The following is a 22162-nucleotide window of genomic DNA, read 5'->3' as shown; positions in this document are numbered from 1 at the left end:
AGCCGCGCGTGCGGGCCGGTCGATGTGGCGGCCCCGGCCCCGCGCCCAGACTCATCGGCATGACAACTGTTGTGCAGCGCGCCGGGGTCGTGGTGGCCGCCGTCGCCGCCGCCGAGATCGTGTACCTGCTCGTGCGTCACGCCGCCGGCGTCGACCTGAGCGTCCCGGGCCAGGGCCCGGTCGGGCCGGCCGCGGTCGCCATCACCGCCGCGCTGGCCGGTTTGCTGGGCTGGGCGCTGCTCGCGGTGCTGGAGCGCACCGCCCGCAAGGGCCGCACGATCTGGGTCGTCATCGCCGCCGCGGTCCTGCTGGTGTCGCTGCTCGGCCCGCTGGGCGCGGCGAGCGCGGGGGCGGTCGCCGGGCTGATCGCCCTGCACCTGACCGTCGGCGCCGTGCTGCTCGCCGGGCTGCCCCGATGACCGCCCACTCGCTCCGCGCGGCGCACGGCCGCTGGGTCTACGGCGGGGCCGCACTGCACACCCGGGGCGTGTCGATGCGCCGCGGCGTGCTGCGGACGGCGGCGGGCGACTTCGACCTCGAGCCCGTCGGCCGGCACCGCCTGGGCGCGGTGGCGCGCATCGACGGCCGTCCGGTCGTCGCGCTGCAGCTGGACGGCTGCCGGGTGCCGGGCCCGGGCGGCCCGGCCCGGTGGAGCGTGGGCCGGCACTCGGCCACGCTGACCCGCGACGGCGCGCGCATCGAGGTGCGGGCCGGTCGCCCGGGCGGGCCGCTGCGGGTGGAGGTCACCGGTGCGTGGGCCGAGGAGGAGCTGGTCGTGCTGACCGCGTGCTTCGCGGTGCTGAGCCGCCGCCGGCAGCGCCTGATCGTGATGGCGGCCGTGGTGACGGCGGGCGCGCGCGGCCCGAGCTGACGTGGGGGATCAGCGGCGGGCCCGCGTGGGCACCGCCGGACGCGCCGGCGGTGCCCACCTGCGCTCAGGCTCGCGGTCAGGCGGGGAGTTTGACGATCGTGTGGGTGTCGGTCGGGGCGGGGGCCGGCAGGTCGAAGCGGGCGTTGACGGCGTAGATCGAGCCGGTGAAGTCCGCGATGGTGGCCGGGACCCGCAGGCGCGGGTCGGTGATCTCCTCGACCAGCGCTCGCTCCGCCGGTGCCGGCGCCGCAGACCCAGAGCCGGCCGCGGGCGTCGACCTTGATGCCGGTCGCCTGACCGCCGCTGCGGCCCGGCACCAGGACCGATCCCTGGCCCGTGACGAGGCTCCCGCTGAACACGCCACCGCTGCCACGCTCCCTCCGCGACTTGCGGGCGCTCAGGGCGAGCCGTCGCCGGCCAGCGGAGGCCCCACTCCGCCGAACCGGCACTTGGGTGTGATCGTGACCAGGGCGGATTCCGACGTTTGCACGCCGGCCCCGACTGCTGTGACAGTGATCCGTACGTGCCCGGTCCTGGCCGCGGTCAGGACTCCCGCCGAGGTGATGCTCGCTCCGGCGGTGTTGGTGTCCATCGGGGCGATCTGGTAGCGGTACGTCGTTGTCGAATTGGCCGGGAACACGCGCGCGGACAGCGTTGTCCCCGAGGACGCCTGGTCGAGCGTCACGGCCCGATCACCGAAGTCGACCCGCGACGTGTAGCTGTCCGGGAACGCCGAGCCGGTGGCGTCCGGCGCGCCGGAGGTCACCACGACCGGGAATGTGGACGACTTGCTCTCCCCGTCGGCGGTGGCCTTGGCCGTGATCAGGGCGGCGCCGGTGGACACGGGCTTGACCGAGCCGCTGGCGTCGACCGTCGCGACCGCCGGGTTGGAGGAGGTGTATCTCACCTTGAGCGCCCGATCGGAAAGATCCCAGAACGTCATGTCGTGCTTGGTGACCGACAGTTGAGCGTTGATCCGGTTGCCGGGGGTGTCCAGGCTCAACTCGGTGGCGTCCGGCTGGGCCGAGACCACCTCGACGCCGGCCGTGCGGTGTCCGGTCACCCGCAGGTTCACCGACTTCAGGTCGGCGTCGGCCGAGCTCGGGCCGGCCATGATGGTCCAGTCGCCCGTGGGAAACACCTTCTCGTGCGTCACGTCGTCCCAGAACCACAGGTCACCGGGGCCGATGGTGACCTTTACCGTCGTGGAGGTCCCCGCGATCAGGTCGCTCTTGACGAAACCCTTCAGCTGCTTCAGCGGGCGCTGGTTCCCGTCGGCTCCCTTCGGAGCTCTGGCGTAGACCTCCACGACAGCCTTGCCCGGGATGTCGGCGATCCGGTTCGACACGGGCACGGAGACCGTCACCGAATCGTTGGGAGTGATCTTCGCGGAGGACAGTCTCGGGGTGCCGTAGACGAGCGGCGAATATGACAGACCTTGACCGAACACATAGTGTGGCGCCGCGCAGCCGGGGCCGACCTGGTAGTAGAGGTACGTCCGGCCGCATCTGGCGCCTTCCGCCTTGGTCATGCGGTAGTCCTCGACCGCACGGTCCGGAGCGGCCGCCGGCCCGAGTTGTGCGTCCACGTCGGAGTACCAGGTCAGCGGGAGCTTGCCGGAGAAGTTGGCCACCGCGCTACGCCCGTCCTCGAGCGTCACCGCGTCGTTGAACAGCAGTTCGGCCATCGCCTTGCCCTGGTACATCCCGTTGAAGGACGACCAGACGATCGCCCCGACGCTCGGCAGGTCCTTGAACATGCTGACGTCGACCATGGTCTTGGCCTGGATCCACACCACGATCTTCTTGCCGTATTTCTGGGCGAGCGGGGCGATCGAGTCTCGGATCAGCTCGGCCTGCATGCGTGGCATGGCGACCGTGGAGCGGTCCGTGCCCTCGCCGCCGTCGTTGTTCCTGTGCCCGACGACCACCACGACATTGTCAGCCTGTGAGATCTGGTATTCGGCGGTCGCCGCGTCCGCCACGGGATCGCAGGGGCGGCCGGCGCACACCGAGGTCGTGATCGCGGTGCCGTTGGCGTCCAGGACGTTGGGAAACACCGCGAGGTGGCTGGACAGGAACGGCGCGTCGGAGCCCGCGGTCACGGCCGAGGCGGACGACCCCGTCCGCTCGGCCAGCGCCTGGGCGAAGGTGGTGTTGACAGCTGTGGGCCCGGAGTAGGAGCCCGACTGAAACGCATTGAGGGAGTCCACATGCCCCAGGGCGACCGTCCGGCCGGTCGCCGCGCCCGCGAACGGCAGCGTGCTGCCGGCGTTGCTCAGCAGCACGGGCGCCTCGAGGGCGGACTCGTGCGCGACCGCGCGGTGCGCCGACGAGGCCAGCTTGACGTCAGGATCGCCGGCCGCCGACAGTGAGTAGGACTCGCTGTTCCACGGGACCGAGGCGACGGGATCGAACTCGCCCAGCTGGAACCGCGCGGTGAAGGCGCGGACGAGCGCGATGTCGATGTCGGCCTCGCTGATGAAGCCTTGGCTCTGCGCCGCCGGGAGTCCGGTCGCGGTGGGGTAGTCGCCGCCGGAGCAGTCAAGGTCGGTGCCGGCCTTGAGCGCCCAGGCGTTGCCGAGGGTCTTGCTGATCTGCGTCTGACCGCCGAGTTGGACGGGCTGCCACGAGTGTCCTGACGTGCCGGTTCCGTACACGCGGGTGATCGCATCGCAGTCGGAGACGATGTACCCGTCGAAGCCGTACGACCTGCGCAGCATGGTCTCGATGGCGTACCGGCTGGCCGCCGCCGGCGTCCCGGGAGTACCGCCGGGGGTGGCATTGTCGCGAGGGCTCCACAGGGTCGGGTAGCTCGAGACGGACGGGTAGTCCGTCGTGTAGTTCTCCACCTCGGACAAGGCGTTGTAGGCGACCATCAGCGACCGCGCGCCCGCGCCGCCGGCCGAGGCCGCGAAGGGCGGCAGGAAGTACTCGTGCATCGAACGCTCGGTGAGGTTCGACGTGCCGAAGTCGCGGTTGGCCTCGGAGTTGTTCGCCAGATAGTGCTTCGGCGTGGCGACCGCCTGAATGTAGTCGTGCGCCCCGGCGGGAATCGTGTCGGGACGCGAGGAGGTGTCGCCCTGCAAGCCCGTCACGAAGGCGCCGGCCACCCGGCCGGCCAGGAAGGGGTCCTCGGTGTAGGACTCGTCCGCCCGCCCCCACCGGGGATCGCGGTTGAGGTTCTGGTTCGGCGACCAATAGGTCAAGCCGTGACAGGCGCCACCGACGGGGCTGGGATTCGCCACACCCGGCGGGCAGGACGCGTTGTAGGTCACGCGGGCCTCGTCAGCGATACCGCCGGCGATCTCCTGGGTGATCGCCGGATTCCACGTCGATGCGATCGAGGTGCTCTGCGGGTACTGCGTGTAGTTGCCGTTGCCGGGGACGGTCGGGAAGTAGATCCCGTGATTCGCCTCGGCCCAGTATCCGTACGACCGCACGCCGAGCCGGTCGATCGCCTTCGGCTTCGGACGCCAGGTCGCATGCGGCTGCATCGCGATGAGCTGGTCGTACTTCTCCTCCAGGGTCATGCGCGAGACCAGATCCGCCGCACGGACACTGAATGGCAGCGAGGTGTTCCGGTAGGCCGGCACGCCCTCGGCAGACGCCGAAGTCGGCCGCGCGTACGCGCCGAGTCCGCCCACCACCACGGCCCACGCCAGCCCGAGCGCCAGGAACCGGCGCCCCGGGCTCCTGGCGCCTCGGCCGGGCCCCCTCCCTCGCGGGGGCGCGGAACTGGTCTTCACCTTCAGCAGGCCGGCCGGCGGGGCAGCGATCGCCGCTCGAACCGTGCGGGTGTTCGGTTCCATGATCTCGCTTTCCGGCGACGACTTCGCGGTGTGAGCGCTAACGTAACGGAACCAACACATTACGGCAATAAACATTGACGGACGATAATGGGCACAAAAAATGCGTTACGGCCGTCGACCTTCGGAAGTCGCTATCGGCCGCACCGTGGGCGCATGGAACTTACTACCAAATCCTTCGCCATCTGTGCCGCACTACGTCCTGCCAAGGCAGCGCGTCTATGCCGTCATATTGACGGGCATTGTTGTGAACGCTAACGTCGCGAGCCAGTCATCACGCTCGCACAGGTCGTGCGGCTCGTGCTGTCTGGCCGGCGACGTACCGATCGGCCATCACGTCGAGGAGTCCGCATGGTTGTCACGGATACCCCTGGATCGGGCGGCGGGGAGCCGTCCGCCCGGCCCGCTCAATCCGATATCCGTCAGGCCCCGCGGCGCCGGCTGGCCGCACAAGCGCTGGCGCTGCTGCTGCTGGTCGCGGTCGGCGGCTGGTGGGTCGGTGCACGCACGGCCGAGCCGGCGTACGCGCTGGGCAACGGCCTAGCGCTGACCCCGCCGATGGGGTGGAACGACTGGAACTCCTATGGCTGCGGCGTCTCCGACTCGCTGGTCCGGCAGACGGCCGACAAGCTCGTGTCCTCGGGGCTGGCCGCGGCCGGATACCAGTACGTGAACATCGACGACTGCTGGATGCAGCACAGCCGTGACTCGTCCGGCAACCTGCAGCCGGACTTCGGCAAGTTCCCCGGGGGTATCGCGGGCGTCGCCGCGTATGTGCACTCGAAGGGCCTGAAACTCGGCATCTACGAGGACGCCGGTACCGCCACCTGCGCGGGTTACCCGGGCAGCCTGGGGCACGAGGCGCAGGACGCGCGGCTGTTCGCGTCCTGGGGTGTGGACTACCTCAAGTACGACAACTGCAACAACGCCGGGCAGACCAGCCAGCAGCAGTACATCGCCCGGTACACGGCGATGCGCGACGCGCTGGCGGCGACCGGACGGCCGATCGTGTTCAGCATCTGCGAGTGGGGGTCCAGCTCGCCGTGGACGTGGGGCGCCAACGTGGGCAACCTGTGGCGCACCACCGGCGACATCACCGCGTCGTTCTCCAGCATGCTGTCCATCTATCGGCGCAACGTGACCCTCGCCCAGTACGCCGGTCCCGGCGCGTGGAACGACCCGGACATGCTCGAGGTCGGGCGGGGCATGTCCACCGAGGAGGACCGCACCGAGTTCAGCCTGTGGGCGGAGATGGCCGCGCCGCTGCTGGCCGGCAACAACCTGGTCACCGCGAACGCCACCACGCTGTCCATCCTGGGCAACAAGGCCGTGATCGCGGTCGACCAGGACCCGCTGGGCAAGCAGGGCCGGGAGATCAGCTCCGCCGGCGGCCTGCACGTGCTGACCAAGCCGCTGTCCAACGGGGACGTCTCGGTGGTGCTGTTCAACGAGAACTCCGCGGCGGCGACGATCAGTACCACCGCGGCCGCGGTCGGCAAGACCGGCGCTTCGACGTACACCCTCGACAACCTGTGGACCGGGGCCGGTAGCAGCACCACCGGGACGATCAGCGCGAGCGTCCCGGGGCACGGTGTGGTCATGTACCGGGTATCGGGTGGCAGCAGTAGCCCGTCGCCGTCGCCGAGCGGCTCCGGTTCGCCCGGCCCGTCACCGTCGTCGTCCGGTTCCGGTGTGCCGGTCGCATGCCGGGTGGCGGATGTGGTCAGCGCGTGGGACACCGGGCTGACCGCGAACATCACGATCACCAACAGCGGCAGTGCGACGGTCAGCGGGTGGTCGCTGGCCTTCACGCTCCCCAGTGGACAGACGATCACCGGCGGATGGAATGCGACGTACAGTCCGTCGAGCGGGCAGGTGACGGCGACGAACGTCGGCTACAACGGCACGCTGACCCCGGGTGGCTCCAACACCATCGGCTTCCAGGCCACACACACGGGCAACACGGCCGCACCGACCGCCTTCGCGCTCAACGGAGCGCCCTGCGCCGTCTCGTGAGCAGCACCGGCTGAGCGGTCGGATACCCCCGCGGCGGCCGCCGTCCGGCCGTGGGGCAGCGACCCCGAGCTGCCGCTGCGGATCCGCGCCATGGCCGGCGAGGTGCTGACGGTCCTCCTGCTGCACCTCGAGGACCCCGACGCTGAGCGCCGCTGGTGGCGAAATACCGGCCGCGACAACGGTTTCACGAGCCGCTGCCGTACGGGTACAGCACTGTGCCGCCGTCCGGGGTGCGGATCGTCACCGGCAGGCGGCCGGGGGTGCCGGCCCGGCCGGTCAGCGCGTCGGCCAGGGCGAGCACCGAGACCGGCTGGTAGTCGTAGGTGGCCAGGTACGCCGGGGCGGTCGGGAAGTAGGCGATGTCGTAGGGGCCGCCCACCGCGGCCACCACCACCGGCTTGCCCGTGGCCAGCAGGGCCTGGACCAGGGCTACCTGCGTCGGGTCCGACCATGCGTTGTTCGTCGTCACCACGGTGGTGTCGGCGCTTTGGGCGGCGGCTACCGCCTGGGCGATCACCGCCGGCGACGGCGAGCCGGTCCACAGGCGGGTCGCGGTCAGGCCGCGGGTGTTCAGCGCTTCGGTGAGGGTGGTTGTGGTGCTGACGCCCCAGCCGGTCACCAGCACGTGGGCGCCGGCGGTGACGGGTACGCCGGCGCCGCGGAGCTTGGTGATTGACGCGGCGGCGATCGTCGACATCGTCTGTAGGGCGGCCGGGGTGCCCACGGACGGGGGCGTCGGGGCCGGGTGCCAGTTGAAGAGTCCCAGCTCCTGCTTCATGTGCAGGATTCGGCGTACCGACTGGTCGATTCTCGCCTCCGTCAGGCGGCCCGAGGCCACCGCGTCCAGCACGGTCTGGATCGCGGCCGGTGGGTCGGGGGGCATCAGGAGCTGGTCCATGCCGGCGTCGATCGCCCTCAGGATGACCTGGTCGCGTGGGATCGCGGCCAGGGCGGCGGCGTCGAGGGCGTCGGTGATGACGACGCCGTTGTAGTGGAGTTGGTCGCGGAGCAGGCCGGTGACGATCGGGCGGGACAGGCTGGCGGGGGTGCCGGTCGGGTCCAGGGCGGGTGCGACGATGTGGGCGGCCATGATGCTGGGGACGCCGGCGGCGATCGCGGCGCGGAACGGTGGGACGTGGGTGGCCATGATCTGGTCGCGGGTCTCGTTGGTGACCGCCACGCCGTTGTCGGTGTTGACGGTCGTGTCGCCCAGGCCGGGGAAGTGTTTGGCCTGTGCGCCGATGCCGGCCAGGCGGTAGCCGGCCACGGCGGCCGCGCCGAACAGGGAGACCGGGACGGTACGGTCGGCGAAGGCGCGGGGGCCGTCGGCGGCGTTGCGGGGGTTGGTGTTGACGTCGACGACCGGGGCGTCGACGACGTTGATGCCGAGCTGCCGCAGCTCGGTGCCGCTGACCCGGGCCGCCCGCAAGGCGTTGAGCGGGTCCTGGGTGGCGCCGATCGCCATGTTGCCGGGGGACACGGCCAGGGGTGCGCCGATCCGGTTGACGATGCCGCCTTCCTGGTCGGTACTGATCTGCAGCGGGACGCCGCTGTCGGCCCGGGCGGCCGCCTGCAGGCCGTTGGACAGGGCCGCGGTCTGGGCGGGGTTGGCGAGGTTGCCGCTCCACGTGAAGTAGATGACGCCGCCGAGGTGGTAGCGGGCGACGACCTCGGCGCCCGTCGCGACCCCGTAGAGCGCGGTGTTGGAAGCCGAGGCGGTCGTGGCGCTGTCGCCGTAGACGTAGCCGACGAACATCTGCCCGACCTTCTCCGGCAGCGTCATCCCGGCGAGGGGGTCAGCGGCCGAAGCCGCCGAGGGCAGACCCAGCACTGTCAGAGCAAGAACGGAGGAAACGACCAAAGACCGCCGCAACATGCATCAATAAGACTCTCATCGATCTGCTCGGTCAAGCCGCTGTGAGCGGGTCACGCCGACTCGAGGTCGATGACGAAGACGGAGCCGCCGCCGGGGTTGGGTTCGTAGTGGACGTCGGCGTTGTTGGCCTGGGCCAGGTTGCGCACGATGTACAGGCCCAGGCCGGTGCCGCGGACCTTCGCCGCGTCGCGTTCGGCGCGGGCCAGCCGTTCGAAGAGGCGGTCGCGGAACTCCGGGGGGACGCCCGGGCCGCGGTCCTCGACGGCGACGCGGACCCGGGTGCCGTCGGGGGAGACGCGGATGGCGGTGGCGCCGCCGCCGTACTTCGCCGCGTTGCTGAGCAGGTTCGTGAGGATCTGCTGCAGCTGGCCGGCGTCGACCAGGGCGGCGGCGTCGGGGCCGGTCACGGGCACGCCCTCGGGTCCGGTCCCGGCGTGCGCGCCGGTGTTGGCCAGGGCGAGCGCGATCTGGCCGTGCAGGGGTGTCCGGGCCCGCTTGGCGTGCAGGGTGCCGGCCTCGCTGCGGACCATCGTGAGGACCTCCTGCACGATGCCGTCGAGGCGGTGGGCCTGGCGGGTGATGCCGTCGAGGACCTTCGTGCGCATCCCCTCGCCGAGGGTGGGCCAGGTGTCGGAGGCGATCTCGGTGTAGCCCAGGATCGCGGCCAGGGGGTTGCCGAGCTCGTGGCCGAGCATCCCGATCAGGTCCCGTTTCAGCCGGTTGGCCTCCTCGAGCTCGGCGTTGCGGGTGGCGAGCGCGGCCGCGTCGTCGGCGTGGCGCAGTGCGGACGCGAGGGCCTCGGCCAGCAGGGCCAGCTGCTGCTCGTCGGCGTCGTCGAACACGTGCGGGTGGCGGGAGCTGACCTTCAGCACGCCGATCACCATGTCGTCGGCGTGCAGCGGCACGATGAGCATCGAGCCGATCCCGAGCCGTTCGCACGCCGCCCGGTCGACGCGCGGGTCACGGGCGGCGTCGCGGCAGTGCGCGGTCGCGTCGGCGGAGAGCACGGCGCCGCTGAGGGAGGCGGCGATGCGGACCCGGGTGCCGAGCGCTCCGGCGAGGGTACCGGCCGTCGCCGCGTACACCAGGTCCTCGTGTTCGGCGAGCTCGACCGCGGCGCCGTCGGCCGCCGGGAACAGCTCGACGGCCCGCTCGGCCACCACGTGCAGGGCCGCGTCGCGGTCGGCGGCGACGGCGATGAGCTCCCGCTGGACGCTCAGCGTGTGCTGCAGCCGCCGGTGCTCCCGCTCGGTCGCCATCTCCGCCGCCCGCTCGGCCGCGATGTCCTGCAGCTGCATCAGCCGCCACGGCTCACCCTCCGGGCCGGGCACGACCGACACCGTGACCCGCACCCACGCCTCGCGGCCGTCGGGGCGCAGCAGCCGCTGGTCGTACTGCACCTGCCCGCCGGTGCGCAGCCCCGTCCGCGCGTCCGTGACGGTGGCCAGGTCCCGGGGGTCGGTGACGTCGGTGTAGCGCAGGCCGGCGAGCTCACCGGCGGTGCGCCCGGTGAGCGCGGCCGCGGCCGGGTTCGCCTGCCGGAACACGTCGGCCTCGTCGCACAGGACGAGCCCGAGGGGGCTGCCGGAGAACGCGGTGCGGAACTGCTCCTCGCTGCGGCTGAGCGCGAGGGCCGCGGCCCGTTCCCGGGTCACGTCGCGTAGCTGTACGACGGCCGCGGCCGGGCCGGCCTGGTCGCTGATGACGGAGGTGTGCGCGGCCACGGAGACCAGGGCCCCGTCCCGCCGCCGCAGTACCGTCTCCCGGGCGCTGCGGTGCCGCTGCCCGGCGGCCAGGGAGGCCAGCGCCGCGTCGTAGTCGGGCCGCGGTACCGCCACGATGTCGGCGAACTCGGCCCCGGTGACCGTCACCGGGTCGCGTTGGACGAGCTCGCTGAAGGCCGGGTTGGCCAGGACGATCCGGCCGTACTCGGCGCCGCGCAGGCCCAGCACCACCTTCGCGAGGGGGCTGTGGTCGAAGACCTCGGCGAAGCGCCCCTCGCTCTGCTCGAGGCGCTGGACGGCGGCCAGGGCGGCCGCCCGCTGGCGGGCCAGGGCGGCGTTGGCCTCGGTCGCCTCGAGCAGCAGCTCCCGGTTGCGCCGGGCGTCCTCGGCGTGGCGCAGCGCCCCGGTGAGCGCGTCGGCGAGCAGGGTCAGCTGCTGCTCGTCGGCCTCGCCGAACGCGTGCGCGCGCCGGGCGATGACGGACAGGACCCCGATCGGCCCGTCGGGGCGCAGCAGCGGCGCGATGACGAGGGAGCGGATGCCGTTGGCCCGGCCGAGCTCGGCGGCCACGCGCGGGTCCGTGTCGGTGTCGTCGCTGCGCAGCGTGGAGCGGGTGGAGACGGCCAGCCCGGCCAAAGTGCCGTCGAGGGGTACCGGCGGCCCGCCCTGCGCCGGCGGGACGTACCCGGCCGCGGCCACGATCGGGATCGTCTCGCCGTCGAGGAGGTGCACGGCCGCGCCGTCGCCCGCGGTCAGCACCTGCAGGGCCCGCTCCGCCGCCAGCGCCACCAGGGCGTCGCGGTCCCCGGCGGCCGCCGCGACCTCCCGCTGGATGGCGATCGTGGTCCGCAGCCCGCGGGCCTCGTCGGCCGACTGGGCCACCCGGTCGGCGAGGGCGTGCTGCTCGTCGCTCTCCACGGACTCGAGCACCACGAACGCACTGCCGCGCACCGGCAGGGCCCGGGTCGCGATCCAGCCGCGGGTGCCGTCGCGGCGCACGATCCGCCGCTCGCACTCGGGGTCGCCGAAGCCCTGGAACGGCTCGCCGGGCGGCAGCAGGATGGTGATCGGCCGGCCGACGAGCTCCTCGCGGCGGTAGCCGGTCAGGCCGCAGAACGCGTTGTTGACCTCGACGATCTCGCCGCCGGCGGTGGCGACGGCCTTGGCGATGGAGCTGCGCTCGAAGGCCTCGGCGAGCAGCCGCGCACGCGACTCCTCGTCGAGCCGCGCGAGCAGACCGACGGTCACCCCACCATGATCGGCAGCGGCCGGCACCGGCCTGAGCGGTTTGGGGCCGGTTTTGCCACCCGCTACCGGCGGGGAGCGGCGGGTGGCTCCTTCGGGAGGCGGACCTCGACCGCGCCGCCGCCGCGTGCGCTCGCCATCCGCAGGGTGCCGCCGTGCCGGGCGACGACGGCCCGGGCCAACATGAGCGCCGTCGACGTGCGGGCGCCGCCGGTGGCCGTGAAGAGCCGGTCGCTGGTCAGTTGTTCATGCAGGGGTACCCGCACCAGCCAGCCGTCCCCGGAAGCCTGCGCGGTCACGTGGACGGGCGTGTCCCCGGCCGACGCGACGGCCACCGACAGCAGCCGTTCCGCCAGGGCCTCCAGCCACGCCGGGTCGGCGGTGATGGTCAGGTGCCCGGGGTCCTCGACGGCCAGGGTGACCAGCGGGGCCGTGTCCGGCCGCGCGTTCCAGGCCGCGACCGCGCCCCGCAGCAGCGTCCCGAGGTCGACCGGGCGCGCGTCGAGCCCGACGGCGCCCTGCTCCAAGGCGTTGAGCGTGGACAGTTCGGTGACGACGTCGCCGATGCGGGCGGCGTTGCGGCGCACGACATCGAGCAGCTCGGGCAGGTCCGGTACCCCCGAAACGTCTGGAAGCAGGTCGAGCATGGTGTTGGTGGAGGTCAGCGGGGTCCGCAGCTCGTGGCACAGGGCCGAGACGAGCTCGGTCTTCTCGGCGGCCTTCTCGGCCAGGGCCCGGTTGTGCTCCCGCAGCCGCTGGCGGCTCTGGGCCTGCGGCGTGACGTCGCGCACGACGAGGACCCAGGCGGCGTCGAGGTGGTGCCACGCGGCCTGCACACTGCGGCCGCCGGTGAGCCGCAGCGGCTGCGGGTGCGGCGGGTGCTCGGCCGGGGGCCAGGCGAAGACCCGCGCGGCGGCGTGCGCGCCGTGGGCGGTGAGGGCGCCGGCGAGCTCGGCGACGGAGGTGCCGGGCCGCAGCTGGGCCGCGCTCAGCCCGAGCAGGCCCGGCAGCGCCCGGTTGACCTGGGCCAGCCGGCCGTCGGGTCCGGTGACGGCGACCCCCACGTCGAGGACGTCGAGCACCTCGGCGGCCGTGACCCCGACGGCGGTACCCACGTCAAGTGCACTCCCGTCGGCCGGTTGCTTTCCGTCCGACGGTACCGAACCCCCATGATCCAGATGCTACGTTCGGCGGGATAGCTCCGAACCGCCGAACCGTCGAACGCCACACCAGGAGACCCCCCTCCATGCCACCCGCCCAGGCCGAGCTGCTCCGCCTCGCCGAGCACGAGCTGCGCACGCCGCTGACGTCGATCCGCGGCTACAGCGAGCTGCTCGCCACCGGCCGCGCGGGCGCGCTCAGCGAGCAGCAGCAGCGGATGGCCGGGCTGATCGACCTGTGCGCCGGGAAGGTGTACGGGATCATCGAGGGCCTCATCGTGCTCGCCGGCCTCGGCGACGGCAGCTTCGGCCTGGCCGTCGAGCCGACCCCGCTGGCACCGCTCGCGGCGCGGGTCGCGGCCGAGGTGGCCACCCAGGCCCGGGCGGCCGCGGTCGCCCTCGACGTGGCCGTGCCCGCCGAGCTGACGATCGTCGCCGACCCGCGGCACCTGCAGCGGGCCCTGGCCGGCCTGGTGCGCACCGCGATCGACTTCGCGCCCGCGCGCGGCACCGTCCGGCTGGCCGCGCGGACCCCGGCCGGCGGGGGTACCCAAGTGGTGGTGACCGGCCCGGCCGGGGGACCGGCGGCGGGGGAGCAGCTGGAGCTGTACGACCGCTGCCTGCGCGCCGACGCCGGCCCGGCCGACCTGGAGGGCCCGGGGCTGGGCCTGGCCGTCGCGCACGCGGTCGTCGCCCACCACGGCGGCACCGTGACCGCCGGCGCCGACGGCACCGGGGTCGCCGTCACCGTGACCCTGCCGGCCGCCCCGCCCGACGACCCGGCCTGCGTCGTCGTGCGCCGCCGCAGCGTCAGCGGATCTCCGCGCGGGTAGCGCGGACCAGGCCGAGCAGGATCGGCAGGGCGACCCACAGCGCGGCCGAGGCGGCGAACCGGGCCCACTCGTCCGCGGTGACCCCGGCCGCGTCGAGCGGCCCCCGGGTCCGGCTCAGGTCCAGCCAGCGGGCCGCCGGTTCGAGGGCGGGGACGAGCCGGCCGGCGGCGGCCCAGCCGATGGGCACGACGTAGTACGCGGCGACCGCCCCCGCCGACCCGAGCAGCAGCAGCCCGAACCCGAACCCGCACCACATCGTGGTCACGTCGACCAGCGCGAGCTGCCCGGCGACGGCGACGTCCACGCCACCGGCGACCACCGCCGCGACGCCGAGGGCGAACCCGGCCGCGGCCAGCCCGAGGACGGTGACGGCCGCGAGCTTGGCCAGCATGACCCGGCGGCGGTCCGGGACCAGGGCGAACGTGGTCAGCGCGGTCCGCTGCGACCACTCCGCGGTGACGGCCAGGACGGCCAGGACCGGCAGCAGGATCGACACCGGCAGCTGCGCGGCCGCGGCCGCCGCCGGGAACGCGCGGCCGCCCTGCAGCAGGGGCGCGGCCACGGTCAGGGCGGCGACGACGGCGAGGAGCCACCGGGCGGCCCGCGTGTCGACGGTCTTGCGCAGCTCGACGAGGATCAGGTTCATCGGGCCGCCTCCCCGGTCAGCCGCAGGAACTCGTCCTCCAGGTCGCCGGGGCCGGCCAGCTCGGCCCGGGTGCCCTGGGCGACGATCCGGCCGCCGGCGATCACGACCAGGCGGTCCGCGACCCGTTCGACCTCGGCCAGCAGGTGCGAGGAGAGCAGGACCGTGCCGCCGCCGTCGGCGTGGTCGCGCAGGAGCCGCCGCATCCAGCGGATGCCCTCCGGGTCGAGGCCGTTCGCGGGCTCGTCGAGGATCAGCACCTCGGGCGAGCCGAGCAGGGCCTGGGCCACGCCGAGCCGCTGGCGCATCCCGAGCGAGTAGGTGCCGACCCGCTGCCGGGCCGCCCGGCCGGCCAGGCCGACCTGCTCCAGGACGGCGTCCACCCGGGTGCCGGGCACGCGCAGGACCCGGGCCGCCAGGACGAGCGTCTCCCGCCCGGTCCGGCCCCCGTGCTGCGCGCCCGCGTCGAGCAGCACACCGCACCGCCGGCCCGGGTCGGCGAGCCGGCGGTACGGGACGCCGCAGACCGTCGCCCGCCCCCGTGACGGGCGCGTCAGCCCGCAGATCATGCGCAGCGTCGTGGACTTCCCGGCGCCGTTCGGCCCCAGGAACCCGGTGACCGTACCCGGCTCGCAGCGGAAGGAGACGGCGGTGACGACCGGGCGGCCGCTGTACCCCCGGCAAAGCTCTTCGACCTCGATCATGCCCACCAGCCTTCGCCGGCACCGTCCGGTCCGGCATCCGCCCGCGGTCGGCGCACACCCCCGACTTTGGTCGGTCCCGCGCGGGCGCGCCGCGTCGTACCCTTCGGACATGTCCGGCCTTCGCAACCGACGCCTGGCCGACGCGGCCGGTGTGGTCGCATGCCTCGGCCTGGGGGCGCTGCTGCTGCGCTTCGGCGACGCCGGCTGGGCCCGCCCGGGCGCGGAGGCGGCCCTGAGCTGGCCCGTCGATGCCGTGGTGGGGACGGTCGGGAGCCTGCTGCTGTGGTACCGCCGCCGCCGGCCGATCCTGATCGCCCTGCTGCTCCTGCCGATGGGCGCGCTCGCCGGCTCCGTGACACCCGCCCTGGCCGTGTCCGTCTACGCGGTCGCGGTGGGCTCCCGCGCCCGGACGGCCGTGCTCGTGGCGGCGGCCGACATCGTTTCGGTGCTGGTGTACTTCACGCTCCAGTCCAACCCGCGGCACCCGCTCGCCATCGACCTGGTCGTCCGCGGCGCGATCGTCGGCGGGGCGCTCGGCTGGGGCCTGTACGCGGGGGCCCAGCGCCGCCTCGTGGCCTCCCTGCTCGACCAGGCCCGGCTGACCGAGCGGACCCGCATCGCCCGCGAGATGCACGACGTGCTCGCGCACCGGCTGTCCCTCGTCAGCCTGCACGCGGGCGCTCTGGAGGTGCGCACCGACGCCGCACCGGACGAGGTCGCGGCGGCGGCCGGGGTGATCCGCAGCAACGCCCACGCGGCCCTGGGGGAGCTGCGCACGGTCATCGGCGTCCTGCGTGAACACACGTCGTTCGGCGCGGTCGAGGGTCCGCAGCCGACGCTCGCGGACGTCCCGGAGCTGACCGTGTCGGCGGACTACCGCAACGAACTGGCCGACGCCGGTTCGCTGGACGTCACGGTGGGGCGCACGGTCTACCGCATCATCCAGGAAGGCCTCACCAACGCTCGCAAGCATGCTCCCGGTACCCCCAGCCGCGTTTGGGTTTCGGGAGCGCCGGACACCGGAGTCAGCGTCGAGATCACGAACCCGCTGGGGGCCCCGGGCCCGATCCCCGGCTCCGGCATCGGCCTCATCGGCCTGGCGGAGCGGGTCGCGCTCGCCGGCGGCCGGCTCGAACACGGCCCGGACGGGGGAATGTTCCGGCTACACGCCTGGCTGCCGTGGACGGTGAACGGGCCGTGAATGAATCGGGAACGCGGCCGATCCGGCTCGCGGTCGTGGACGACGACCCGTTCGTGCGGGCCGGCCTGGCGATGCTGCTGCGCGGCGCCGACGACATCGAGGTGGTGGCCGAGGGCGCCGACGGGGCCGAGGCGGTCGCCCTCACCGACGCACACGCGCCCGACGTCATCCTCATGGACATCCGCATGCCCCGCGTCGACGGGCTGGTCGCCACCGAGCGGCTGCGGGCCCGGCCGCGGGCGCCGCAGATCATCGTGCTGACGACGTTCGACGCGGACGACTACGTGCTGCGGGCGCTGCGGGCCGGGGCGGGCGGGTTTCTGCTGAAGGACTCGCCGCCGCGGGACATCCTGCGGGCGATCCGGACCGTCGCGGCCGGCGAGGCGATGCTGTCCCCGGCCGTCACCCGCCGGCTCATCGACCACGTCGCCGACCCGGCCGCCGCCGCCCGCCGCGCCGACGCTCGCGACCGCCTGACCCGCCTGACGGACCGCGAACGCGAGGTCGCCACCGCCGTCGGCCAGGGCCACTCGAACGCCGAGATCGGGGCCGCGCTGCACATGAGCGTCCCGACCGTGAAGGCCCACGTGTCGCGGCTGCTGGCCAAGCTCGCCCTCAACAACCGCGTGCAGATAGCGCTGCTCGTGCACGACGCCGGCTGACGCCGTCAGGCGTGTGGCGTCGCCTGCTGCGCTGGGTGCCACGATGGCGACGCGCGCCGGCGTCCGGTGCACGGGTAACGCGCGCCGGCGTCCGGTGCACGGGCTCTGCCGCCGCGCGGGTGAACGGGCTTCGCCGTCGGGGCCGGGGGGGACGGTTCGCGGCGGGCACCATGTGTGCACCCGCCGCGAAAAATCTCTGTGCACCCCTCGCGAAAGCGGGCGCCGGTCCGGGGTCAGCTGCCCCCGAGACTGGCGAAGAAGTCACCGAACCCGTTGGCGATGTCGAGCAGGCTGTTGCCGATCGCGGTCACCGCGTTGGCGGCGGATTGCGGGCGGAAGGCGATGAAGAACACCAGGAACGCCAGGCCACCCCATCTGAGAATTTTTTTAGGCATGGTCGCCGTTTCCTCCCCATCAGGACGCCGGGCATTCAGCGTAGCCGTTCTATGACGCTCCGTGAAGTTGCTCCATCGCAGTCACGCGTCACCGGGCAGAACGATAGCAACACATGGAGTGGCCATTCACGACCGTTCACTCAGTCCGGGCCGGCCCCGGCGGCGGACGAGCCCCGTCGAAGCGGGCCCAGCACGGCACATGCGGCGCACGGCAAGGTGGCGTGTCTCACCAAGCCCGCTCCGGCCGTCGGCGTGTTGAGCCGACGCCCGCTCCGGTTTCGAGGCGGCCTTCCCGTCGAAGTAGGGTTGTCGGGATGGGGCACGTACGCACGGCGTTCTTTCTCGACTTCGACAATGTGTTCAGCGGGCTGTTCAAGCTCGATCCCGAGGTCGCCGTGCAGTTCGCCACCGAGCCCGGGCTCTGGCTGCACCGCCTGTCCACGACCTTGACCCCGGACGGTCCACGGCGCTGGCTCATCCTGCGCTGTTACCTCAACCCGGCCGGCTGGGTCAACGCCCGTGACACGAACGGGGAGCCGACGCGGTTGTACTTCTCCCGCTTCCGCCCCTCCTTCGTGCGCGCCGGCTTCGAGGTCATCGACTGCCCGCGCTACAACGCCACGAAGAACGCGGCCGACATCCGCATCGTCGTGGACGCGGTCGACGCCCTGGCCGACGAGGCGCGGCACGAGGAGTTCGTCATCGCCTCCGGCGACTCGGACATGACCCCGCTCCTGCAGCGCCTGCGCCGAGCCGGCCGGCGCACCATGATCGTCTCCCCGGCCGACGCCGCCGAGGCCTTCACCGCCATCGCCGACCAGCTCCTGGACAGCCAGCAGCTGCTGGCCCTGATCCAGGGCGAGCCGGTCGACCTGGACGACTTCGACAACGGTGCGGCCGGCTATCAGGCGACCCCGGCCTCGTCGTCGAAGGCCCAGCCGAGCGGCGCCGGCTTCGTCCCCGACGAGGCCTACGACCAGTTCCGCGCCATCGTCACCGCCGACTACGAGGCCGCCGAGGCCCCCCTCAACATGGCCGCCCTGGCCTACCGCCTGCGCGGCGAACTCGGCCCGGTCGTGGGCACGAGCAACTGGTTCGGCTTCGGCTCGTTCGCGCGGGCCCTGGAGACCCTCGAACTGCCCAACCTCCACATGTCGCAGCACCTGCTCTGGGACGACAGCCGCCACGATCCCCCCGAGCCGGCCGCACCGGGCGCACCCCGGACCGTCCTGCCGGAGCCGGTGGAGCGCCTGGCCGACCAGCTGAGCCTGCCCCGCCTGCCGCAGGCCTGGTGGCCGTCGATCTACGAAACCCTGTCCGCGTATGCGAACGAGCACCGCTTCAACCTCACCCAGTGCACCAGCTGGTCGCGGGACCGCCTGCGCGACAACGGCGTCCCGGTCAGCCGCGGCGCCGTGGCCTTCGTGGTTCGCGGCACGTCGTTCGGCGGCTACCCGCTGCACCGCCAGCCCCCACCGACCCCGGCCGAGATCGCCAGCGCCTTCGTGAACAACGTCCTGAGCCGAGCCGACGCCGCCCAGATCCCGTTCACGGACGAGGAGGCCGCCGCGGTCCGAGCCTGGCTGGGCGAAGCCGCGTAGCCGCCGGCGCGGCACCGGTCGCGCCGGATTGACCTGCGGCTATGGTCGACTACGATTCGTGAGTGAGTCGTACCCGTCTGACGTATGCCGACGCCGTCCGGCTGCTGACCGGCGGCACCGACGTTGTCACGGTTCTCGGCCGTCTCGCGGGCGGGGTGCTGCTGGCCTCGGTGCCCTTCGCCGGCGACGCGCTGGCGCTGTTCGACGCCAAGGGTGAGGCCAACGCGTTGCTGCGTGACCTGCTCGGCCGGGCACCGGGCCGGATCCGGGCGGCTCGCGGCCGGCGCCATTACGAGCTGATCGAAGCGGCGCACGCGATCCTGGTGATCTCGTCGTTCTTCGACGCGCTGGCCGAGGTCGACGGCCCGCTGCTGGCCGCGGTCGAGTTGACCGACGCCGACAAGCGCCGCATCGCCGACGGCACGATCTCCGGCTTCCGGCCGCTGGTCCCGCGGATGCCCGGCGCCACTCGAGGCTTCGTCGAGCACTCCGAGGAGATCGCCGCGGAGTTCGTGACCATGCACGCGGCCTTCGTGTCATTCGCGAGCGGGCTCACCGCGGCGGAAGGCCGCTCGTTGCCGGTGAACGGCGAGGTCGCCGACCGGGCCCGGGCGATCTACCAGGAGCGGTTCGTGCGCCTGGCCGCCGACATCCCGGAGTTCGCCATCTGGGCGCAGCTGGGCGAGCACGCGGCGACCCGCGACGAGCTGCGGGGACAGACCGAAACCCTCGCCCGCGTCGAGGAGCTGCTCGCCCGGGTCGCCGATCGCGCCGCGCCGGGGGTGGAGACCGAGCGGCGGCTCGCGCGGCACGCCGCCCGCGTCCTCGGGCAGCCGCTGTGGCGGGGCGGCGCACCGGCCCCGGCCGGTTTGACGTTCCCGACGGTCGAGCAGGGGTTCGTCAGCCCGCGGTTCCGGATCGCGCACGCCACCGACGACGCGCGGCCCGGCGACGAAGCCTGGTGGCTGGACCGGCCGATCCGCGACGACCTCGCCGAGTTTCTGGCCGCCTGCATGACCGATTCCGAGTTCATGCAGCGGCCGCTCGTCGTGCTCGGGCACCCGGGCGCGGGGAAGTCGCTGCTCACCGAGGTGCTCGCGGCACGGCTGCCACCGGCGGCCTTCACCACCGTCCACGTCCCGCTGCGCCGCGTCGCCCCGGACGCCGACATCCATCGGCAGATCGAGGCCGCCGTCGAACGCGTCGTCAAGGAGCACATCGCCTGGGCCGAGCTGAGCCGGACGTCGGACACGACGAAGGTCGTCCTGCTGGACGGCTTCGACGAGCTGGTGCAGGCGACCGGCGTCGCCAACTCCCACTACCTCGACAAGGTCGCGGCGTTCCAGCAGGACGAGTGGGTCAACGAGCGCCCGGTGCTCGTCGTAGTCACGTCCCGCAGCCTCGTCATGGACCGCATCGTGACCCCGCCCGGCACGGTCGTCGTGAAGCTGGAGCCGTTCGACGACACCCAGGTCGAGCGCTGGGCCACGGCCTGGAATTACGCCAACGCCGGGCTCCGCGCGCTCACCGTGGCCGAGCTGACGCAGCACGCGGCGCTGGCCCGGCAGCCGCTGCTGCTGCTGATGCTGGCCGTCTACGCCGCCGAGACCGGCGCGCGGCTGGACGGCGACGAACTGTCGGCCGAGGAGCTGTACCGCCGCCTGCTCGACTCGTTCATCCGGCGCCAGGTCCGCGAGAAGGCGGACGACGACCTCGGCGACGCGGCCTTCGCCCGCCTGGAGACGGCCGCGCGGCACGATCTCGCCGCGGCGGCGTTCGCGATGTTCAACCGGGGCCGGCAGTACGTCAGCGAAGCAGACCTCAACCTGGACCTCGAAGCCCTGCGCCCCGCCGCCGGCCGGCCGGAGCCCCGTCTGGGCGAGCCGTTGACACGGGCCAAACGCACGGTCGCCGGGTTCTTCTTCGTCCACGTCGCCCAGGCCGACGACGACAGCCGGGCGCCCGGCCGCCGCACATACGAGTTCCTGCACGCGACCTTCGCCGAGTACCTCGTCGCCGAGCACACGGTGGAGTTGCTGGACGAGCTGGCCGACGACCGCGGCCGCCAGCAGCGCCGGGCCTACGGCACGGGCGTCGACGAGCGGCCGCTGCGCACCCTGTTGTCGCACCACCCGCTGGCCACCAGCGGCCAGGTCGGCCGGTTCCTGGCCCGGATCCTCAGCCGCCGGCCGGAGTCGGCCCGCGCGGACATCGCCGCGGCCCTCGTGGAGCGGTTCCACGTCGCCCGGACCCGGGTCGAGGACGGCCCATACCGCCCGACGCCGTTCGATGCCGTGAGACGCCTGGCCGCGTACACGGCCAACCTCGTCACGCTGATCACGCTGAGCCGGCCGGCCGGAGTCGAGATCCGCACCCTGGAGGACCATCCCGACGCCCCCGGCTTCGCCGCCGCCGTGCGGCTGTGGCGCTGCGGCCTCGACGACGACGGCCAGAACGGTCTGTTCCGCCTGCTCGTCCGCGACGGCGACCGGATCTGCGCCGGGCGGCTGGAGACCGAGTCGCTGGCCCTGAGTGAGGCGCGGCTCATCGGCGACGTGTTCACGGAAAGCCTGATCCAGGCCGGACGGGTCGCTTGGCGGCTGCCGCCGGACGGCACGAGAACGGTGCCCGTCACGCCGCAGCAACGGGACCATCACGTGGAGCTGCTGCGGACCGCCCTCGCCCGCTGGCCCGTGCCGCGGGCCGCCCGGATGCTCCCGTACGACGAGCGGCGATACGAGGCGTGGGCCGGCCAGGTGGAGGCCGGTGAGGATGCGCTGCACCCGGCGACCGCGGCCCTGCTCGCGCTGTGTCTCGTCAACGACGGCACGGGCCTGTCGCCCGAGCTCGCCGAGCGCCTCGTCCAGCTCGTCCTCAGCCCGGACCTCGTCGCCGCCGGCCAGCCGATGCTGGCCGTCCTCGCGACGCACCGCCCCGAGCTGTGGGCGCGGTTTCCGCTGCTGCGGACCGGGCTGCCCACGCCCACCAGGGCCGTGTTCGCCTACCAGGCGGCCGTGGCGGCCGGTCTGGCCCCGGCGATCGACGAGCTCGGCCGGGCCGTGACCGCGACCTCCGGTGGCCGGCTCGGCCCGGCCGTCCTCCCCAGCACGATCGCCGCGCTCGACGTCCTGCCGACCGAGCTGATCACGTCGCTGATCACCGAGCTCACCGCATTCGACCGGCTCGAATGGTCTCAGGTGCAGCCGGTCGACCTCGTCGCGGTGCGCACCTTCGTCGAGGCCCGCGGGCTGGCCGCGCACCTGTCCGACGCGGTCGCGAACTACGTCCAGTGCCGCGCCGGCGACACCTTCACGGGGGCGCAGGCCGACGCCTTCGCGGCGCTGCGCGCGTGGTCGCCGCCGCTGGACGGGTCGGCACCGTAGCCGCGGCGATCCGGTCTGCGGTCGCACTGGGGCGCGACCG

15 protein-coding genes and 1 pseudogene are annotated in these 22162 nt (G+C 73.2%); 8 read left to right on the top strand and 8 right to left on the bottom strand.

The window, feature by feature from the left end:
- Positions 1-59: 59 nt before the first annotated feature.
- The gene (locus ACIA8L_RS34120) at positions 60-419 is read left to right on the top strand and encodes a DUF6069 family protein (protein ID WP_395910903.1); all 360 of its coding nucleotides are present in this window, start codon (positions 60-62) and stop codon (positions 417-419) included.
- A complete protein-coding gene (locus ACIA8L_RS34115) occupies positions 416-871 on the top strand; it encodes a hypothetical protein (protein ID WP_395910902.1) in 456 nt (151 codons plus the stop codon). The genes ACIA8L_RS34120 and ACIA8L_RS34115 overlap by 4 nt, the downstream gene beginning before the upstream one ends.
- 76 nt (positions 872-947) lie before the next feature.
- Here the strand turns inward: ACIA8L_RS34115 and ACIA8L_RS34110 are convergent, their stop codons facing one another.
- Both ACIA8L_RS34110 and ACIA8L_RS34105 read right to left on the bottom strand, forming a co-directional pair.
- Positions 948-1235, bottom strand: a complete 288-nt coding sequence (locus ACIA8L_RS34110; protein WP_395910900.1) for a hypothetical protein — start codon at positions 1233-1235, stop codon at positions 948-950.
- A gap of 33 nt (positions 1236-1268) precedes the next feature.
- Entirely contained in the window at positions 1269-4403 is a 3135-nt protein-coding gene (locus ACIA8L_RS34105) for a glycoside hydrolase family 3 C-terminal domain-containing protein (protein ID WP_395910899.1), read from the bottom strand.
- A gap of 627 nt (positions 4404-5030) precedes the next feature.
- On the opposite strand from ACIA8L_RS34105, the gene ACIA8L_RS34100 reads away from it, so the two are divergent.
- Positions 5031-6695 (top strand): cellulose binding domain-containing protein, encoded by a 1665-nt coding sequence (locus ACIA8L_RS34100; RefSeq protein ID WP_395910897.1) that lies wholly within the window; start codon positions 5031-5033, stop codon positions 6693-6695.
- A gap of 184 nt (positions 6696-6879) precedes the next feature.
- Here the strand turns inward: ACIA8L_RS34100 and ACIA8L_RS34095 are convergent, their stop codons facing one another.
- From ACIA8L_RS34095 to ACIA8L_RS34085, 3 genes are all read right to left on the bottom strand, one after another.
- A complete protein-coding gene (locus tag ACIA8L_RS34095) occupies positions 6880-8526 on the bottom strand; it encodes a glycoside hydrolase family 3 protein (protein ID WP_395910895.1) in 1647 nt (548 codons plus the stop codon).
- Positions 8527-8621: 95 nt separating this feature from the next.
- Positions 8622-11543, bottom strand: a complete 2922-nt coding sequence (locus tag ACIA8L_RS34090) for a PAS domain S-box protein (protein WP_395910893.1) — start codon at positions 11541-11543, stop codon at positions 8622-8624.
- A 62-nt stretch (positions 11544-11605) separates the two neighbouring features.
- Positions 11606-12655 carry a histidine kinase dimerization/phospho-acceptor domain-containing protein gene (locus ACIA8L_RS34085; RefSeq protein WP_395910891.1) on the bottom strand — a complete coding sequence of 350 codons (1050 nt, stop codon included), beginning with the start codon at positions 12653-12655 and terminating at the stop codon, positions 11606-11608.
- Between the two features lie 131 nt (positions 12656-12786).
- Here ACIA8L_RS34085 and ACIA8L_RS34080 point away from each other — a divergent pair, with 131 nt between their 5' ends.
- Positions 12787-13533: a sensor histidine kinase gene (locus ACIA8L_RS34080; RefSeq protein ID WP_395910889.1), complete on the top strand. Its 747-nt coding sequence runs from the start codon at positions 12787-12789 to the stop codon at positions 13531-13533.
- Here ACIA8L_RS34080 and ACIA8L_RS34075 read toward each other — a convergent pair.
- Positions 13511-14179 (bottom strand): ABC transporter permease, encoded by a 669-nt coding sequence (locus ACIA8L_RS34075; RefSeq protein ID WP_395910888.1) that lies wholly within the window; start codon positions 14177-14179, stop codon positions 13511-13513. The two genes, ACIA8L_RS34080 and ACIA8L_RS34075, sit on opposite strands and share 23 nt — an antisense overlap.
- Before the next feature lie 2 nt (positions 14180-14181).
- Positions 14182-14880: pseudogene (locus ACIA8L_RS34070) on the bottom strand (ABC transporter ATP-binding protein); the annotation flags it as partial.
- 109 nt (positions 14881-14989) lie between these two features.
- Here ACIA8L_RS34070 and ACIA8L_RS34065 point away from each other — a divergent pair.
- Together ACIA8L_RS34065 and ACIA8L_RS34060 are read left to right on the top strand one after the other, a co-directional pair.
- The gene (locus ACIA8L_RS34065) at positions 14990-16081 is read left to right on the top strand and encodes a sensor histidine kinase (RefSeq protein WP_395910886.1); all 1092 of its coding nucleotides are present in this window, start codon (positions 14990-14992) and stop codon (positions 16079-16081) included.
- Positions 16078-16743 (top strand): response regulator, encoded by a 666-nt coding sequence (locus ACIA8L_RS34060; protein WP_395910884.1) that lies wholly within the window; start codon positions 16078-16080, stop codon positions 16741-16743. Before ACIA8L_RS34065 ends, ACIA8L_RS34060 begins: the two co-directional genes overlap by 4 nt.
- A gap of 233 nt (positions 16744-16976) precedes the next feature.
- Here ACIA8L_RS34060 and ACIA8L_RS34055 read toward each other — a convergent pair whose 3' ends face one another.
- Positions 16977-17138 carry a hypothetical protein gene (locus ACIA8L_RS34055; protein WP_395910883.1) on the bottom strand — a complete coding sequence of 54 codons (162 nt, stop codon included), beginning with the start codon at positions 17136-17138 and terminating at the stop codon, positions 16977-16979.
- A gap of 314 nt (positions 17139-17452) precedes the next feature.
- On the opposite strand from ACIA8L_RS34055, the gene ACIA8L_RS34050 reads away from it, so the two are divergent.
- Positions 17453-18739 carry an NYN domain-containing protein gene (locus ACIA8L_RS34050; RefSeq protein WP_395910881.1) on the top strand — a complete coding sequence of 429 codons (1287 nt, stop codon included), beginning with the start codon at positions 17453-17455 and terminating at the stop codon, positions 18737-18739.
- 62 nt (positions 18740-18801) lie between these two features.
- Entirely contained in the window at positions 18802-22122 is a 3321-nt protein-coding gene (locus tag ACIA8L_RS34045) for an NACHT domain-containing protein (protein WP_395910880.1), read from the top strand.
- The last annotated feature ends 40 nt before the right edge of the window (positions 22123-22162 follow it).

The sequence above is a fragment of the Dactylosporangium sp. NPDC051541 genome (assembly GCF_044454505.1).
Classification (GTDB): Bacteria; Actinomycetota; Actinomycetes; order Mycobacteriales; family Micromonosporaceae; genus Dactylosporangium.
The sequence above is the reverse complement of the archived record's forward strand: the minus strand, read 5'-3'. Positions and strand labels throughout refer to the sequence as shown.

Excerpts from the sequence above, each read along its gene's own strand:
- ACIA8L_RS34120 (WP_395910903.1), top strand. The coding sequence starts at position 60 with ATGACAACTGTTGTGCAGCGCGCCGGGGTCGTGGTGGCCGCCGTCGCC.
- ACIA8L_RS34115 (WP_395910902.1), top strand. The coding sequence starts at position 416 with ATGACCGCCCACTCGCTCCGCGCGGCGCACGGCCGCTGGGTCTACGGC.
- ACIA8L_RS34105 (WP_395910899.1), bottom strand. The coding sequence starts at position 4,403 with ATGACCCTGGAGGAGAAGTACGACCAGCTCATCGCGATGCAGCCGCAT.
- ACIA8L_RS34100 (WP_395910897.1), top strand. The coding sequence starts at position 5,031 with ATGGTTGTCACGGATACCCCTGGATCGGGCGGCGGGGAGCCGTCCGCC.
- ACIA8L_RS34080 (WP_395910889.1), top strand. The coding sequence starts at position 12,787 with ATGCCACCCGCCCAGGCCGAGCTGCTCCGCCTCGCCGAGCACGAGCTG.
- ACIA8L_RS34075 (WP_395910888.1), bottom strand. The coding sequence starts at position 14,179 with ATGAACCTGATCCTCGTCGAGCTGCGCAAGACCGTCGACACGCGGGCC.
- ACIA8L_RS34065 (WP_395910886.1), top strand. The coding sequence starts at position 14,990 with ATGTCCGGCCTTCGCAACCGACGCCTGGCCGACGCGGCCGGTGTGGTC.
- ACIA8L_RS34055 (WP_395910883.1), bottom strand. The coding sequence starts at position 17,138 with ATGCCTAAAAAAATTCTCAGATGGGGTGGCCTGGCGTTCCTGGTGTTC.
- ACIA8L_RS34050 (WP_395910881.1), top strand. The coding sequence starts at position 17,453 with ATGGGGCACGTACGCACGGCGTTCTTTCTCGACTTCGACAATGTGTTC.